This window comes from Pelomonas sp. Root405, from assembly GCF_001425165.1.
In the GTDB taxonomy this organism is placed as follows: Bacteria; Pseudomonadota; Gammaproteobacteria; order Burkholderiales; family Burkholderiaceae_C; genus Pelomonas.
The window spans coordinates 399,496-415,872 of sequence record NZ_LMDU01000014.1; the positions used below are offsets into that span (position 1 = coordinate 399,496).

10 protein-coding genes are annotated in these 16,377 nt (G+C 69.1%); 7 read left to right on the forward strand and 3 right to left on the reverse strand.

What is annotated here, in order from left to right:
- The 5 genes from ASC81_RS19770 to ASC81_RS19790 all read left to right on the forward strand — a co-directional run bounded on the left by ASC81_RS19770 (window position 1) and on the right by ASC81_RS19790 (window position 8,420).
- Window positions 1–1,167 (forward strand): hybrid sensor histidine kinase/response regulator, encoded by a 1,167-nt coding sequence (locus ASC81_RS19770; protein WP_056270873.1) that lies wholly within the window; start codon window positions 1–3, stop codon window positions 1,165–1,167.
- A complete protein-coding gene (locus ASC81_RS19775; protein WP_056270875.1) occupies window positions 1,167–2,411 on the forward strand; it encodes an urea ABC transporter substrate-binding protein in 1,245 nt (414 codons plus the stop codon). The genes ASC81_RS19770 and ASC81_RS19775 overlap by 1 nt, the downstream gene beginning before the upstream one ends.
- A gap of 28 nt (window positions 2,412–2,439) precedes the next feature.
- Entirely contained in the window at window positions 2,440–6,213 is a 3,774-nt protein-coding gene (locus ASC81_RS19780; protein ID WP_162245933.1) for a response regulator, read from the forward strand.
- A gap of 82 nt (window positions 6,214–6,295) precedes the next feature.
- The gene (locus ASC81_RS19785) at window positions 6,296–6,556 is read left to right on the forward strand and encodes a FeoA family protein (RefSeq protein WP_082536666.1); all 261 of its coding nucleotides are present in this window, start codon (window positions 6,296–6,298) and stop codon (window positions 6,554–6,556) included.
- Window positions 6,549–8,420, forward strand: coding sequence for a ferrous iron transporter B (locus ASC81_RS19790; protein ID WP_056270881.1), 1,872 nt, complete (start codon window positions 6,549–6,551; stop codon window positions 8,418–8,420). Before ASC81_RS19785 ends, ASC81_RS19790 begins: the two co-directional genes overlap by 8 nt.
- Here ASC81_RS19790 and ASC81_RS19795 read toward each other — a convergent pair.
- The 3 genes from ASC81_RS19795 to ASC81_RS19805 all read right to left on the reverse strand — a co-directional run bounded on the left by ASC81_RS19795 (window position 8,405) and on the right by ASC81_RS19805 (window position 11,214).
- Window positions 8,405–9,346: a peptidylprolyl isomerase gene (locus ASC81_RS19795; RefSeq protein WP_056270885.1), complete on the reverse strand. Its 942-nt coding sequence runs from the start codon at window positions 9,344–9,346 to the stop codon at window positions 8,405–8,407. The two genes, ASC81_RS19790 and ASC81_RS19795, sit on opposite strands and share 16 nt — an antisense overlap.
- A 33-nt stretch (window positions 9,347–9,379) precedes the next feature.
- A complete protein-coding gene (locus ASC81_RS19800) occupies window positions 9,380–10,060 on the reverse strand; it encodes a hypothetical protein (protein ID WP_056270887.1) in 681 nt (226 codons plus the stop codon).
- 188 nt (window positions 10,061–10,248) lie between these two features.
- Window positions 10,249–11,214: a glycoside hydrolase family 43 protein gene (locus ASC81_RS19805; protein ID WP_082536667.1), complete on the reverse strand. Its 966-nt coding sequence runs from the start codon at window positions 11,212–11,214 to the stop codon at window positions 10,249–10,251.
- Between the two features lie 210 nt (window positions 11,215–11,424).
- On the opposite strand from ASC81_RS19805, the gene dnaE reads away from it, so the two are divergent.
- Window positions 11,425–14,982 carry a DNA polymerase III subunit alpha gene (gene dnaE / locus ASC81_RS19810; protein ID WP_056270889.1) on the forward strand — a complete coding sequence of 1,186 codons (3,558 nt, stop codon included), beginning with the start codon at window positions 11,425–11,427 and terminating at the stop codon, window positions 14,980–14,982.
- A 66-nt stretch (window positions 14,983–15,048) separates the two neighbouring features.
- Window positions 15,049–16,308, forward strand: a complete 1,260-nt coding sequence (locus tag ASC81_RS19815) for a patatin-like phospholipase family protein (RefSeq protein WP_056271825.1) — start codon at window positions 15,049–15,051, stop codon at window positions 16,306–16,308.
- Window positions 16,309–16,377: the final 69 nt, after the last annotated feature.

Sequence of the window (16,377 nt, forward strand, 5' to 3'; positions counted from 1 at the left end):
ATGCCCCTCATCCTTGTCGTCGACGACCAGCCGAGCAACATCCACGCGCTCTATCAGCTGCTGGTGGATGAATGCGAAGTGTCCATGGCCACCAGCGGTGCCGAAGCGCTGGCCTACTGCGCCCAGCAGCTGCCCGACCTGATCCTGCTTGACGTGCTGATGCCCGAGATGAGCGGCTACGAGGTCTGCGACCGGCTCAAGGCCGATCCGCGCACCCGCGGCATCCCCGTCATCTTCGTCACCGTGCAGGGCAGCGCCGCCGACGAGGCCCAGGGTTTTGCCCACGGCGCGGTCGACTACATCCCCAAGCCCTTCGTCGACGTCGTCGTGAAGGCCCGCGTACGCACCCAGCTGGCGCTCAAGCTCGCGTCCGAGAGCTTCGCGCGCTCGCAGATCGAGCTCTTCCAGCGGGACAAGCTGGCTTCGGTGGGGCGCACCATCGCCGGCATCGCCCAGGAGCTCAGCTCGCCGCTGGGCAATGCGCTGATCTCGGCCTGCACGCTGCAGGACGACCTGACCCATCTGCGCGGCCTGTCCAACACCAGCACCATCAAGCGTAGCGACCTGGACAAGCACCTGCGCGTCAGCGAGGAAAGCGTCGGCCTGGTGCTGTCCAACCTGCAGCGCACGCTGTCCATCGTCGACTCCTTCCTGCAATCCACGGCCGACAACTTTGGCGACCAGCGCCGCAGCTTCTCGTTGCTTGAGCTGGTGCATGAGGTCGTTGCCAGCCTTGCGTCGGCCCTGGACACCCACAAGGTCAGCTGCGAGCTCGACGTCGTCGACGACCTGCATCTGCTGAGCTTCCGCGGCGCGCTGGCCAAGGTGCTGACGACGCTGATCCAGAACGCCATCAAGCACGCCTACCGCGAAGCCGGCGGCGAGGTCCGCCTGCGTGTGCGCTCGCTGGGCGCTGACCAGCTCGTCGTCACCGTGCAGGACCACGGCGTGGGCATTCCGCCCGGCATGCTGGGCCGCGTGTTCGACCCGTTCTTCTCGACGCGCTTCGGCAGCAACCGCAGCGAGCCGGGGCTCTACATCGTGCGCAACCTGGTCACGTTTGCACTGGGCGGCCAGATCCAGGTCGAGTCCACGCCGGGTCTGGGCACGACCGTCAGGCTGACCTTGCCACTCATTTCGCCCGAGGCGCGGCGCGCGGTGGGCTGATGCCGGTGCCGTTGCGCGCCCGACTGGCGCTGCTGGGCGGGGTGCTGCTGGCGCTGGCCGTGGGGCTGGTGGTCTTTCTGGTGAAACGGCCCTCGGCCGACGCCGCCCGCGGCCCTATCGTCATCGGGCTGCTGCAGGCGCTCAGCGGGCCGATGGCGAAGACCGAGGCGCCGCTGGTCGCCGTCGTCAAGCTGGCCGTCGACGAGATCAACGCCGGCGGTGGCCTGCTCGGCCGCCGCGTCGAGCTGAAGATCGAGGACACGCGCGGCGACCCGCGCGTCGCTGCGGCCGCCGCGGAGCGCCTCATCTCGACGGATCGCGCGGTGGCCTTGTTCGGCTGCTGGTCGTCGGCCTGCCGCCTGGCCGTCAAGCCCGTCGTCGAGACGCACCGGCACCTGCTGTTCTACCCGCTGGCGCATGAAGGCATGGAGCAATCGCGCCACATCATCTACACCGGCCCGACGCCCAACCAGCAGGCGCTGCCCGCGGCTGCCTGGGCGCTGCAGGGCTTTGGCCGGCGCGTGTACCTGGTCGGCACCGATGGCCTCTACCGGCGCCGCGTGCACGCCGTGTTGCGCGACTTCATCGTGCTGGGCGGCGGCCAGCTGCTCGGCGAGCGCTTCGTGCCGCAGGCCGGCACGGACATGGCCGCTGTCATCGACGACCTGCAGAAGCTGCAGCCCGATGTCGTGCTCAGCACGGTCAGCGGCCTGAGCAACGGCGCCTTCTTCGACGCGCTGGTGGCGGCGGCGCTGACCGACCTGCCGCTGCTGTCCTTCCGCGCCGCCGAGCCCGAGATGCAGGCCTTCGGCGGCGGGCGGCTGGACCGGCACTTCACGGCCTGGGGCTATCTGCAGAGCCAGCCCGGGCCCGCCAACCAGGACTTTCTGGCGCGGCTGCGGCGCAGCCAGGGCGATGCCGCCCAGGCCAGCGACCCGGCCGTGTCGGCCTATGTGAGCGTGCAGCTCTGGGCGGCAGCGGTACGCGAGGTGGGCAGCGCGCAGACCGAGGCGGTCAACGCCAATGTGCTGCAGCAGACCGTCTCGGCGCCGCAGGGCTTCGCCTCGGTGGACAGCCGCACACGCCACCTGTGGCGCCAGCTGCGCATCGCCCAGGTCCGGCCCGGGGGGCAGCTCAGTGAGGTCTTCTTGCAGCCGGGCTATATCCGGCCCGAGCCCTGGCCGGCGTTCCGGTCGCAGGCGCATTGGCAAGCCGCGCTGGCGCGCGCCGATGCGAGGCCTTGATGACGATGAGGACCATGAGGGCTGCGCCGTGACCCCCGCCAGTCCGGCCGCCGAGTCGTCGCGACGCGCCTGGCGCGTGGGCCCGGCGCTGCTGATGGGCCTGATCCTGCTGTCCATGCTGCCGCTGGGGCTGGTGGGCCTGTGGCAGCTCGGCAGCTTCGAGCGCAGCCTGCACGAGACGGTGACCGAGGGCCTCGTCGCCATCTCGCGCAAGAAGGTGCACGAGATCAATGAGTACCTCAACGAGGTCGAGGTCGACGGCCGCCTGGTCGGCCAGTCCATCAACACGCGCGACCTGCTGGTGCAGGGCGGCGATGCGGTCAGCACCCGGGCCCCGGCCGGCAGCCTTGCCTTCTTCGAGCGGGTCTACGACACCGGCAAATACCTCAACCTGATGCTGGTGCAGCCCGACGGCCGCATCAGCTTCGCGATGAAGCCTCCGGCCGGCTCGACACCCGAACTGGCCCGGCTGGACGGCGGCGACTTCGAGGGCAGCGAGCTGCTCGCCGCGCACCGCCGCGCCGTCGGCCAACTGCAACCGCAGCTGTCGCCAGCGCAGCGCCTGCGCGGGGAAGGTCCGGTGACGCTGTTCCTGGCCCATCCCGTGGTCGACGGCGACCGTGTGCTCGGCAGCGTCGTGCTGCAGCTGGACCTGGACCGGCTGCTGCGCGTGGCCACCGAACGCTCGGGCCTGGCGCTGACCGGCGAGACCGTGCTGGTTCGGCGCGAGGGCGACCGCGCGGTCTTCATCAACGACCTCAAGCGGGCGCCCAGCCAGACGCTGAGCGGCGCGCTGGACCTGTCCGCGCCCGTGGTGCCACCGGCCCTGCGCGGCCTGCGCGGCGAAAGCGGCAGCGGCCCGTCGCGCGACTATGCCGGCGTCGATGTCGTCGCTTCATGGCGCCACCTGCCGGCGCTGGATTGGGGCATCTCGGTCAACATCGATGCGGCCGAGGCGTTCGCGCCGGCCCGAGCGCTGCGCGACCGCCTGGCGCTGGCGCTCGGGCTGGCGCTGCTGCTGGCCCTGGGCCTGGGCCTGCTGCTCGGGCGGCGCATCGTCGAGCCCGTCGAGATGCTGGGTGGCGCGGTGGCGCGCATTGCCGGCGGCAAGCTCGACGAGCGTGCGCCGGTCTGCGGCTTTGCCGAGTTCCGTGAGCTGGCCCGGGGTTTCAACCGCATGACCGACCAGCTCGTCGTCGAACGGCAGTTGCTGGAGGCCCGCGTCGAGCAGCGCACGCGCGCGCTCAACGACAGCGAGCAGCGCTTCCGCGGCGTGTTCGAGCGTGCGCAGGTGGGCATCGCGCTTTGCGATGCGCAGGGCGTCGTGCTCGACGTCAACCGGGCGCTGACCGCCATGCTCTGCCGCGAGGCCGGCGAGCTGCGCGGCGCCAAGCTGGCCGACCTGCCGGACTTCCGGCCCGGTCGTGCTCTGGGTGGCGAGCTGGCCCGCCTGGCCGGCGCGAGGGTCGAGCATGTCCGCTTTGAACGCGGCTTTGCCCTGCCGGGCGGCGGCGAGTTGTTTGTCGACGGCAGTGCCAGCGCCATCCGCGACCGGCGTGGCCGGCTCGTCAATATGGTGCAGATGCTGGTCGACGTGACCGAGCGGCATCGCGCCGAGGTGGAGCTGGTGCGCGCGCGAGTGGCGGCCGAGTCCGCCAGCCAGGCCAAGAGCGATTTCCTGGCCAACATGAGCCACGAGATCCGCACGCCGATGAGCGGCGCACTCGGCATGCTCAACCTGCTGCTGCGCACCGAGCTTTCGCCGCGCCAGCTCGACTACGCGAGCAAGGCTCGCACGGCGGCGCAGGCGCTGCTGGCGGTCATCAACGACGTGCTGGACTTCTCCAAGGTCGAGGCCGGCAAGATGGACCTGGACCCGCACCGCTTCGACCTCAGTGACTTCATGCGCGAGCTGGCCGTCATCCTGTCGGCCAACATCGGCACCAAGGATGTCGAGGTGCTGTTCCGCCTGGACCCGCGCCTGCCCGGCGCGCTGATGGGCGATTCGACGCGGCTGCGGCAGGTGCTGCTCAACCTAGCCGGCAACGCACTGAAGTTCACCGAGCGCGGCGAGGTCGTCATCGGCCTGGCATTGCTGGCTGCGGAGGGTGAGCGCGTGAGGTTGCGCTTCGAAGTCAGCGACACCGGTATCGGCATCCCGGCCGACAAGCTGCAGCACATCTTCGTCGGCTTCAGCCAGGCCGAGCAGTCGACGTCGCGGCGCTATGGCGGCACCGGCCTGGGCCTGGCCATCAGCCGCCGGTTGGTGGCATTGATGGGCGGCGAACTGCGCGTGGACAGCCGCGTCGGCGAGGGCAGCCGCTTTCATTTCGAGCTGCAGATGGAAGCCGCAGAAGAACCGACCGGCGAGCCCGACACGGCCCAGCGCGGGCTCAAGGTCCTCATCGTCGATGACAACCCGATGGCGCGTGAGGTGCTGCAGGGCATCGGCACCAGCCTGGGCTGGGATTGCGACATGGCGGCCAGCGGCGAGCAGGCGCTGGCCCTGGTGCACGAAGCCGCCGAGCAAGGCGAGCCGCACTACGACCTGATCCTCATGGACTGGCGCATGCCGGGACTGGACGGCTGGGAGACGTCGCGCCGCATCCGCGCCAGCCACGAGTCGGATGCGCCCGTCATCATCATGGTCACGGCCCATGGCCGCGAGCTGCTGGCCGAGCGCAGCGAGCACGACATCCAGAGCCTGGGCGGCTATCTGGTCAAGCCGGTGACGGCGTCGATGCTGCACGACGCCGTGGCCGAGGCCACGCGGGGCCAGCCCACTGCACTGCGTGCGGAACCGGCAGAACCGCGCCTGGCCGGCATGCGTTTGCTCGTTGTCGAAGACAACGGTTTCAACCAGCAGGTGGCACAGGAGCTGCTGGAAGGCGAGGGCGCCGTTGTCACGCTGGCCGGCGGGGGGGTGGAGGGCGCCCATCTCGCGCTGGTCACCGAGCCGCCCTTCGACGCCGTGCTGATGGACCTGCAAATGCCCGACATCGACGGCTTCGAGTCCACGCAACGCATCGTGGCGCGGCGGCCGCGCAGCCTGATCATCGCGATGACGGCCAATGCGATGGACGCCGACCGTCAGGCCTGCCTGGCGGCGGGCATGCGCGACCACGTCGCCAAGCCCGTGGACCTGGAACAGCTGGTGGCCTGCCTGCGGCGCTATGTCGGGCCGCTGGCCGCGCAGCCGCCCGCGCCCGCAGCCCCACCTCGGCCTCAGCCGCCAGGGCTGGATCATGAGGCGGCGCTGCAACGCCTCGGCGGACGCCAGGCGTTGTACGAGCGGCTGGTGAAGTCCTTTGCCCAGGACGCGCCAGTCGAGATCGAGGCACTGAAGCGGCACTTGCAAGCGTCAAGCGCCACGGATGCGGTGCGCGTGCTGCACACGCTGCGCGGCTTGGCCGGCGCTGTCGGCGCGACCGCATTGGCCGCGCTGGCTGGCCAGCAGGAGCAGCACCTTCGAGAGGGGGCCGACATTGCTGCGGTCGACATGACGGCACTGCAGGGCCTGCTCGACGACAGCCTCACCGCGCTGGCCGGCGTTCTGCCGCCTGCCGCGCCTGTGGCCCCCAAGGCAGAAGCGGTCGACCCGCTGGAATCGCTGCGCCGGCTGCGCCTGCTGCTGGTGGAACGCAACATGCGCTCGGTGGCCATCTGTGAAGAGCTGACCGGCACCCACGCCGACGCGCTGGGTGCAGACCTGGCCCTGCTGTCGGCCGCGGTCGCGCGGCTCGATTTCGCCAAGGCCTTGAAAGCCTGCGACCAGCTGCTGGATCGCCTCAATCCGCGCTGACGGGCAAGCGCCGTTCCCACGGCGCCAGTGCGTACAATGAGAATCATTCTCATCAAAGCGACGCGCCGTCGAGCCCAATCCCATGTCCGAGCCGCTGCTGTCCAGCCTCGCCGCCGCCCCCGCCGGGCAGGCGTTGACCGTCAGCCAGGTCAGCGCGCCTGCGCACTCGCCGGAATGGGCAGGCTGGCTGGCCGACCTCGGTTTCCTGCCCGGCGAAGCCGTCCGCGTGCTGCGGCGCGGCGCCGAACAGACCGGCAATCTGGTCGTGCGCGTCGGTCAGTCGACCTTCGCGCTGCGTCATGCCGAGGCGGAATGCATCGCCGTGACGCCGCGCCATGGTTGAGGCCGTCGTCCATGTGCACCGCGGCGGCAAGCTCGTCGCCCTGGTCGGCAACCCCAACTGCGGCAAGACCGCCCTCTTCAACGGGCTGACCGGCAGCCACCAGAAGGTCGCCAACTACGCCGGCGTGACCGTCGAGCGCAAGGAAGGCCGCCTTGTCACTGCCGCCGGCAAGGCGCTGCGCCTGCTTGACCTGCCGGGCACCTACAGCCTGCACCCGCGCTCGCCCGACGAGCGCGTCACCTGCGACGTGCTGGCCGGCCGAGCCAAGGGCGAAAAGCGCCCCGACCTCATCGTCTGCGTGCTCGACGCGACCAACCTGCGCCGCAACCTGCGCCTGCTGCTGGCCGTGCGCCGCATGGGGCTGCCCGTCGTCGTCGCACTCAACATGGCCGATCTCGCGGCGCGGCGCGGTCTCAAGATTGACCCCGCCGCGCTGAGCGCCCAACTTGGCCTGCCGGTCGTGCGCACCGTGGCCATTCACAAGGAAGGTCTGGACGAGCTGCGCGCCGTGCTGGACCGGCCCGAGGTCTGGGAAGTCGCGTCTGTCGCCACAGCAGCCGAGCAGCAGGTCGACGACCATGTCACCGTCAAGACGCTGCTGCGCATGCTGGACCTGGATGAAGAGCTGCCCACGCTGCCCGGCGACCGCGTCGACCGCCTGCTGCTGCACCCGGTAGTCGGGTCGATCATCCTGGCCGTGCTGCTGTTCCTGCTCTTCCAGGCCGTGTTCTCGTGGGCGGAGGCGCCGATGGGGCTGATCGAGGGCGGCATGGCCTGGCTGGGCGAGCAGGTCGGTCGCTTCATTCCCGAAGGCTGGTTCCGCAGCCTCATCGTCGACGGCGTCATCGCCGGCGCCGGCGGCGTGCTGGTCTTCCTGCCGCAGATCCTGATCCTGTTCTTCTTCATCCTCGTGCTGGAGGAGTCGGGCTATCTGCCGCGGGCGGCGCTGCTGCTGGACCGGCTGATGGGCAGCGTCGGCCTGTCGGGGCGCAGCTTCATCCCGCTGCTGTCGAGCTTTGCCTGCGCGATTCCCGGCATCATGGCCACGCGCTCCATCGCCAACCCGCGCGACCGGCTCGTCACCATCCTGATCGCGCCGCTGATGACCTGCTCGGCGCGCCTGCCGGTCTATGCGCTGCTGATCGGCGCCTTCATCCCCAACCGCGACGTCGGCGGCTTCGAGCTGCAAGGGTTGGTGCTGTTCGGCCTGTACCTGGCGGGCATCGTCGGTGCGATGGCCGTGGCCTGGGTGCTCAAGCGCTTCACCAGCAGCGGCCGGCTGGTGCGCCCGTTGATGATGGAACTGCCCAGCTACCACTGGCCGCATCCGCGCTCCATCGCCATCGGCCTGTGGCAGCGCGCGGTCATCTTCATCCAGCGGGTGGGCGGCATCATCCTCGTGCTGACGCTGGCGCTGTGGCTGCTGTCCAGCTTCCCCGGTCCGCCGGAAGGCGCGACCGGCGCGCCCATCCAGTACAGCATTGCCGGCTACCTGGGTGCTGGGCTGGCGACGATCTTCGAGCCCATCGGCTTCAACTGGCAGATCAGCCTGGCCTTGGTGCCGGGTCTTGCCGCGCGCGAGGTCGCCGTCAGTGCGCTGGGCACGGTCTATGCGCTGTCGGCCACGGGCGACGACACGGCCGTGGCACTGATGCCGCTGATCGCCCAGACCTGGAGCCTGGCGACGGCACTGTCGCTGCTGGCTTGGTACGTGTTCGCGCCGCAATGCCTGGCCACGCTGGCCGCCATCAAGCGCGAGACCGGTGGCTACAAGATGCCGCTGATCGTGGCGGGCTATCTGTTCGGGCTGGCCTACCTGGCGTCGTTCATCACCTACCGAGCGGCGCTTTACTTGGGCGGCTGAGGGATGGGCCGCGTGGGAACGGTTGCGCTGCAGACGTCGATATAGCCCGGGCTGTGCACGAACCAGCCGCTGCGGTAGCGGCGCGCGTCCAGCAACTGCGTCCAGGTGCTCGACTCCGTCTTCAGCACCTGCAGCGCGGGCCGTTCGGCGGCAGGCACCTCGGCCAGCAGGCGCACGCGTTGGATGCCGGTGCGCTGCTCGGGCTTGTCGTAGAAGCCCATGGCCGCCGTGCCGCGGGGCAGGGCGGACAGCAACTCCATGCCCTTGAGCACGCGGCCCACGAGCGTGATGTTCAGGTCCAGCCCGCGGGGCGCCTGGCCGATGACGACATAGAGCTCGGCGCCGTTGCTCGAATCGACCGCGTCGCCACGGCCGGCGCCGACCATGCCGTAGCAATGCGCCAGCCAGGCCTTGCTGGCCTTGGGATCGGCAGCCACCGGGAAACCTTGCATGAAGCCGGTGCGAGGCGCCCAACCGTCAGCGTCGGGCAGGGCGGCAAAACCGGCGGCCTTGCCGACGCGGTCCAGCGGCGCCGAGAACTCGGCGGGCAGCTTGGCGTTGGCGCCGGTCGGCAGGGGCTTGGCCTTGGTTGCGTCCTCGCCGTTGGGGTCGCCCCATTGGGTGACGAAGTTGTCCTGCACGCGCAGGACGGCCAGGCCGTCCCAGTAGCCGCCGCGGGCCAGCGCGCGGATGTTGGCGGCGTGGGCGGGCGCAAAACGCGGGGCCAGCTCGATGATGACCTGGCCCGTGCCCAGTTCCATCAGCAGCGTGTTCTCCGCGTCCAGCCCGCGCCAGTCGCTGGCGGGCGAGGCGGCGAGGATCTGCTGGGCGGTCTTCTTCGGCGCAGCTGGCTTCTTCTTGGCGGGCGCTGCAGTGGCGGTGGACAACAGGCCGGCCAGCGCCAGCATCAGGGCAAGGTTTCTCATGGGCGCCGAGCTTAACGGCGCCCGCGCGCAGGATCAGGACGGCGGCATGAAGCGGGCCAGCTCACGCGCCCGTAACGCCTCCGCCACACGGACTGCCAGCGCGTGCGCGGCGACGGCCTCCTGCTCGAAGCGCGAGCTTGTGCAGCCGTCACCCCGCAGGCAGGCCAGCCAGACGTCGGGGTCGCGCTCGTCGCAGGCCAGCCCGAAGTGGCAGGGCAGCAGGCGCAACGCCGCCGATGCGGTGGCGCGGTCGGTCTCGGTGTCGAAGCGCTGCCCGTCGAAGTACAGCGTCGGCTCGCCCGAAATGCGGCGCAGCAGCAGGCGCTTGCCGAGTTCGTCCAGCAGCAGCGGGTCGGGCCGCGCCATCACGGCCTGCAGCAGAGCCGTGTCGTCGAGGTCGGACTGTTGCAGGGCCAGCAATGGGTCACCGGACGTCGGTTCGTCGGGCGCGATGTTGACCAAGGCCAGCCACTCCGAGTTGGCGAACTGGCCGCAGCCGGCGGCCAGCGCCGCCTGGCGAGCGACCGCGCGCTGGTGGCGGGCATCGTTGACGTCGGGCGGCTGCTCGGGCGCGGGCAGGCCGGCCAGCAGTGCGCAGCGCCGCGCGAGCGCACGGGCATACAACCTCCCACCGTCTGCGCGGGCCGCCAGCGCGGCATGCACGCTGGCTCGCAGCGCTGACTCCGGTGCAGCCAGCAAGCCGGGCAGGTCCACGGGGGAGGGCGTCGATGCCGCTGCAGCGGCTTGCCTTGCCGGACGTGGCGTTTCAATTGCCGGCAAGGCAGGGGTCGGCGTGGTGGCAACCACGGCCGGGCCCGCTGGCTCGACGTGAATCAGTGGCTGCCCCCACCACGCCCAGGCCAGCAAAGCCAGCCCGAGGGCCAGCGCAGCCGGCGGGGCGATCACCAGACCGCTTGCGGCCATCCGTCCGACCCCCAGGTCACGTCGCCGACGAAGAGCACCGGCGCGCCGTTGTTCTGCGCGTCATAGGCATGCCAGGCCATCACGGCGCCGTCAGCCAGCAGCGACTGCCCGCCCGGGCCCTTGAAGCGGCTGCCGCTGGTCGCCAGGACGGTGCCGCCGCCCGACATCATCGACTTGCCGGCCTTGTCGACGTAAGGGCCGGTGATGGAGGTCGAACGGCCGACGGTGATGTAGTAGGTGCTGTTCGCACCCCTGCAGCAGGCCCCCTTGGACGCGAACAGGTAGTACCAGCTGCCCCGGCGGACGACGAAGCCGTTCTCGATGCCGTTGACCGTGTCCCGGGCGATGTTGACCAGGCCGCCCGTGGGCGGCTTGAGGTTCACCTTGCTGACACGCGTGATGTAGATGCCGTTCCAGAACGAACCGAACACCAGGTAGGGATCGCCGTTGGCGGCCACGACAAAGGCCGGGTCGATGGCGTTGTAGCCGTCGCCGGCCTGGGACCTCAGGATGGCGCCCTGGTCGACCCACTGCCCGGTGGCGATGCCACCCGCCGAGGTCGCCAGGCCGATGGCCGATTTCTGCGAGCCGAAGCTGGAGATGGCGTAGTAGCAATAGCCCAGCGACCCGTACTCGCCGCAGCCCGGCGCCCAGACCATGGCGGTCTTGTCGGCCGGCAGATAGGTTTTCCACCAGGCCAGGCCGTTGCCAAAGATGGGCAGGCCCTGCGTCCAGGCGCGTCCATTGCTCGAGTACTTGACCGCGATGCCACCGTTGTCGGTGGTCTCGAACAGCCACCAGGTCGAACTGGTCTTGTAGATGTGCGGGTCGTGGGTGCCGAGGGAGCCGGTCAGCGCCCACGGCGCGGCATGGCTGGTGGCCAGGCCGGCGGCGAAAACGCAACCAGCAGCAAAGCGCACCAGGCGCTTCAAGGTCAGGAACATGGGTTGTCTCCGGTCGTGTTGCCGGCCGCCTCGTCGTGCAGCCTGGAAAGATTAAACATGACTAATTAGCCGCCGTAACCTCGCGGTAACGCCGATTCGAGAGTTGATATCGATTAAAAGTAATACTTAATCTTTTTGCGTGAAAGCGTTTACGGCAGGCGGGCGTGGCGGCCAGGCGTGGCCCGGGAGCGGCATTCCTACAATGCCGCAATGCCCGAGACCGCTGCCCAGAATCCGCAAGAACTTCCCTTCGTCCACCTGCGCATGCACACCGAGTTCTCGGTCGTGGACGGAACCTTGCGCACCGATGACGCCGCCGACGCGGCCGCCGCGGACGGGCAGGTGGCTGCGGCCATCACGGACCTGGCCAACCTCTTCGGCGGCATCAAGTTCTACAGCGCGATGCGCAAGAAGGGGGTGCAGCCCATCCTGGGCGCGGACTGCTGGCTGGAGACCGACGCCACCGACAAGCCGCCCACCCGGCTGCTGCTGCTGGTGCAGGACAGCCAGGGTTATCTCAATCTCAGCGAGCTGCTGTCACGCGCGTGGATCGATAACGTGCAGCGCAACCAGGCCTGCCTGAAATGGGAGTGGCTGCAGGAGCTGGGCGGCGGGCTGATCTGCCTGTCAGGCGCCCAGCACGGCGGGCTGGGCCAGGCGCTGATGCAGGGCGACAAGGTGCGCGCACGGGAGTGGGCGCAGCGCCTTGCGGCCTTCTTCCCCAACCGCTTCTACATCGAGCTGCAGCGCGCCGGTCTGCCCGGCCAAGAAGCGCTCGTGCAGGCGAGCGTGCCGCTGGCCGCCGAGCTGGGCCTGCCGGTCGTGGCGACCCACCCGATCCAGTTCCTCGGCGAAGACGACTTCGAGGCGCACGAGGCGCGTGTCTGTGTGGCCGAAGGCGAGACGCTGGCCAACCCCAAGCGCATCAAGCGCTTCCTGCCCAGCCAGTATTTCAAGACGCAGGCGCAGATGCGCGCGTTGTTCAAGGACATTCCAAGCGCCATCCGCAACACCACCGAGATCGCGCGCCGCTGCTCGCTGACGCTGGTGCTGGGCAAGCCGCAGCTGCCGAACTTCCCGACGCCACTGCTGGCAGACGGCACGCCCATGCCGATGGAGCAGTACTTCCGCGAGCTGAGCCACGAGGGGCTGGTGGGCCGGCTGAAGCACCTGTTCCCCAACGAGACCGAGCGCGACAAGGAGCGTCCGCGCTACGTGGAGCGGCTGGAGTTCGAGCTGAACACCATCATCAAGATGGGCTTCCCGGGCTACTTCCTCATCGTGTCGGACTTCATTCGCTGGGCTAAGGAAAACGGCTGCCCGGTCGGCCCGGGCCGGGGCTCGGGCGCGGGTTCGCTGGTGGCCTATGCGCTGCTGATCACCGACCTGGACCCGCTGAAATACAACCTGCTGTTCGAGCGCTTCCTGAACCCCGAGCGCGTGTCGATGCCCGACTTCGACATCGACTTCTGCCAGGGCAACCGCGACCGCGTCATCGATTACGTCAAGGACAAGTACGGCCGCCCGGCGGTCAGTCAGATTGCGACGTTCGGCACCATGGCCGCCAAGGCCGCGCTGCGCGACATCGGCCGCGTGCTGGGCATGGGCTACGGGCATGTGGACAGCATCGCCAAGCTGATCCCGGCGCCGCCCGGCAAGGCGGTGACGTTGGCCAAGCTGCCGCCGAACTTCGACCCCGAGAAGTCCAAGGTCATCTACGCCCGCCACGAGGCACCGGAGCTGGAGGAGCGCGAGGCTGCCGACGAGGAGGTGGCCGAGCTGCTGAAGCTGGCGGCCCGCGTGGAAGGCATGGTGCGCAACATCGGCATGCATGCCGGCGGCGTGCTGATCGCGCCGGGCAAGATCACCGACTTCTGCCCTCAGTACCAGCAGCCGGGCTCGACCAGCGCCGTCAGCCAGTTCGACAAGGACGACGTGGAGGCCATCGGCCTCGTCAAGTTCGACTTCCTGGGCCTGGCGACGCTGACGATCCTGGAGCTCGCCAAGGACTTCATCGTCGCCCGCTACCCCGAGCGCAAGGACTTCGACTGGGCCAATGTGCCGCTGGTCGACAAGAAGGTGTTCGACCTGTTCGGCAAGGGCTACTCCGAGAGCGTGTTCCAGTTTGAATCGCCCGGCATGCAGCGCCTGCTGAAGGACGCCAAGCCCTCGCGCTTCGAGGACTTGATCGCGCTGGTGTCGCTGTACCGCCCGGGGCCGATGGACCTGATCCCGTCCTTCGTCGCGCGCAAGCACGGCAAGGAGACCATCGAGTACCCGCACCCGCTGCTCGGCCAGGTGCTGGAGGAGACCTACGGCGTCTTCGTCTACCAGGAGCAGGTGATGCAGGCGGCCCAGGTGCTGGGTGGCTACAGCCTGGGCGGCGCCGACATGCTGCGCCGCGCGATGGGCAAGAAGAAGGCCGAGGAGATGGCCATGCACCGTGAGATCTTCCGCAAGGGGGCCGCGGAGAAGGGCATCGACCAGGCCAAGGCCGACGAGGTCTTCGACCTGATGGAAAAGTTCGCGGGCTACGGCTTCAACAAGTCGCACGCCGCCGCGTATGCATTGCTGAGCTATCACACAGCCTGGCTGAAGACGCACTACACGGCCGAGTTCTATGCCGCGAACATGACCATCGAAATGGACGACACCGACAAGCTCAAGGTGTTGCTCAACGACGCGAAGATCTTCGGCATCGAGTTCCAGTCGCCCTGCGTCAACAAGGGCGTCTATCGCTTCGAGCCGATGACCAACCGCCTGGTGAACTACGGCCTCGGCGCCGTCAAGGGCACGGGCCGCGGCGCCATCGAAGCCATCATCGCGGCGCGTGAATCGGGCGGGCCGTTCCTGAGCTTTTACGACTTCTGTCTGCGCGTGGACCGCAAGTCGGTCAACAAGCGCGCGGTCGAGGCGCTCATCAAGGCCGGCGCCTTCGACAGCATCAACCCCGAGCGCCACAAGCTGCTCGCCAGCGTGGGCCGTGGCTACACGCATGCCGAGACCACCGAGGCCAATGCGGACCAGGGCGGCCTGTTCGACTTCGGCGATTCGCACGCCTCGTCCACCGCCGAGCCCGACCTCGTCGACGCGGCGCCATGGAGCATCAAGGAGCGGCTGTCGCTGGAGAAGACGGCCATCGGCTTCTACCTGTCGGGTCACCTGTTCGACCATGGCGGCGCCGAGGTGCGGCGCATCGTCAAGCGCCAGATCGCCGACCTCGTCGACAGCCGCGAGCCGACGCTGGTGGCCGGCATCGTCAGCGACCTGCGCATCATCAACGGCCAGCGCGGCCGCGTTGCCATCTTCAAGCTCGACGACAAGAGCGACGCCATCGAGGCCGTGGCCAACGAGGAACTGCTGAACGCCAACAAGGAGCTGCTGGCCGAGGACGAACTCATCATTGCCCAGGGCAAGGTGCAGAACGACCGCTTCTCCGGCGGCCTGCGCATGAATGTGCAGGCCGTGTGGGGCCTGGCCGCCGCGCGCGCCAAATTCGGCCGGCATCTGTTGATCGGTAATGCCGGCGCGGCGGGCCTGGTGCACGAGCTGGTGCAGCGCTTCCCGCCGCGCGACGTCGAGATGGAGGAGGGCGGCACACGCAAGGTCGGCCTGCCGGTGCGCGTGTCGGTCAAGGCCGAGCCAGAGGGCGACAAGGTGGGCGCGCGCTGGCTGGTGGAACTGGGCGAAGCCAGCCGCTTCTGGCCCGCAGACGAAGCTTTAGCGAAATTGGGCACGGCAGCTGAGGTCATTTACGAAGCTGGATGAGGCCCGCCATCGGCGATGATTTCGCCGATGCTGCAAGCCGTGCCCAGGCCCTCTCCCACGCGGGACATGGGGCTCGTCCGCCCCCAGCCGGTCACGGGCCTGATCCTGACCGGCGGCGGCGCGCGTGCGGCCTACCAGGTCGGCGTGCTGGCTGCCATCGCCCAGCTGCGCCGCGACGCCGGCGTCACGGCCAACCCCTTTCCCATCATCAGCGGCACCTCGGCCGGCGCCATCAATGCGTCCACGCTGGCCTGCCATGCCGATGACTTCGACGGCGCCGTCGACGGCCTGCTGCACCTGTGGCAGGGCCTGCACGTTGAGAACATCTACCGCGCCGACGCGTTCGAGGCCGTGAAGAGTGGCGCGCGCTGGCTGAGCATGCTCAGCCTGGGCTGGGCGATTGCGCGCTGGCGGCGCAGCCGGCCCAAGAGCCTGCTCGACAACTCGCCGCTGCGTGACCTGCTCGGCACGTACCTGAGCATGGATCGCATCGAGACCATGCTGGACGGCGGCCACCTGCGCGCGCTGGCGCTGACCGGCTCCAGCTACACCTCGGGCCAGCACGTCACCTTCTTCCAGACCCACCACCATGTCGTGCCGTGGCTGCGTGAGCAGCGCATGGCCGTGCAGGCGCGGCTGACGCTGAGTCATCTGATGGCCTCGTCGGCCATCCCCTTCATCTTCCCGGCCGAGCTGCTTGACCTGGAAGGCATGCCCGAATGGTTCGGCGACGGCTCGATGCGCCAGAGCGCGCCGATCTCGCCAGCCGTGCACCTGGGCGCCGAGCGCGTGCTCGTCATCGGCGCGGGCCGCATGAAGGAGCCCGAGGGCCGACGCATCCGCGCCACTGACGAGCATCCCAGCATGGCCCAGATTGCCGGTCATGCGCTGTCCAACATTTTCCTGGATGCGCTGTCGGTCGACGTCGAGCGCCTGCGCCGCATCAACCGCACCCTGGCGCTGTTGTCGCGCGAGACGCGTGCCTCGACGGCGTTGCGGCCCATCGAGCTGCTCGTCATCGCGCCCAGCCGCCGCCTGGACGACCTGGCCGCGGAGCACCAGGCCAGCCTGCCGCATTCCGTGCGGGCGATGCTGCGAGCCTTCGGCGTCAGCGGCAAGGGCAACGCGATGAGCGGCTCGGCGCTGGTCAGCTACCTGCTGTTCGAACCCAGCTTCATCAACGAGCTGATCAACCTGGGCATGAGCGACACGCTGGCCAAGCGCGCCGAGGTGCAGCGCTTTTTCGGCTGGCCGGCGCGCGCGCCGCAGATCGACCCAGCGCTGCTTCGGCGCAGCCGATCAGCGGGTTTCGCGGCGAGCGTTTGAATGGAATTCAAAGGCAACCACAGAGGCACTGAGACACAGAGGTCTTCAATCAAGTCTATGTCTCCGTGC

Bases quoted from the DNA above. Each gene is read 5' to 3' on its own strand.
- ASC81_RS19770 (WP_056270873.1), top strand. From the start codon at position 1: ATGCCCCTCATCCTTGTCGTCGACGACCAGCCGAGCAACATCCACGCG.
- ASC81_RS19775 (WP_056270875.1), top strand. From the start codon at position 1,167: ATGCCGGTGCCGTTGCGCGCCCGACTGGCGCTGCTGGGCGGGGTGCTG.
- ASC81_RS19785 (WP_082536666.1), top strand. From the start codon at position 6,296: ATGTCCGAGCCGCTGCTGTCCAGCCTCGCCGCCGCCCCCGCCGGGCAG.
- ASC81_RS19790 (WP_056270881.1), top strand. From the start codon at position 6,549: ATGGTTGAGGCCGTCGTCCATGTGCACCGCGGCGGCAAGCTCGTCGCC.
- ASC81_RS19795 (WP_056270885.1), bottom strand. From the start codon at position 9,346: ATGAGAAACCTTGCCCTGATGCTGGCGCTGGCCGGCCTGTTGTCCACC.
- ASC81_RS19805 (WP_082536667.1), bottom strand. From the start codon at position 11,214: ATGTTCCTGACCTTGAAGCGCCTGGTGCGCTTTGCTGCTGGTTGCGTT.
- dnaE (WP_056270889.1), top strand. From the start codon at position 11,425: ATGCCCGAGACCGCTGCCCAGAATCCGCAAGAACTTCCCTTCGTCCAC.
- ASC81_RS19815 (WP_056271825.1), top strand. From the start codon at position 15,049: ATGGGGCTCGTCCGCCCCCAGCCGGTCACGGGCCTGATCCTGACCGGC.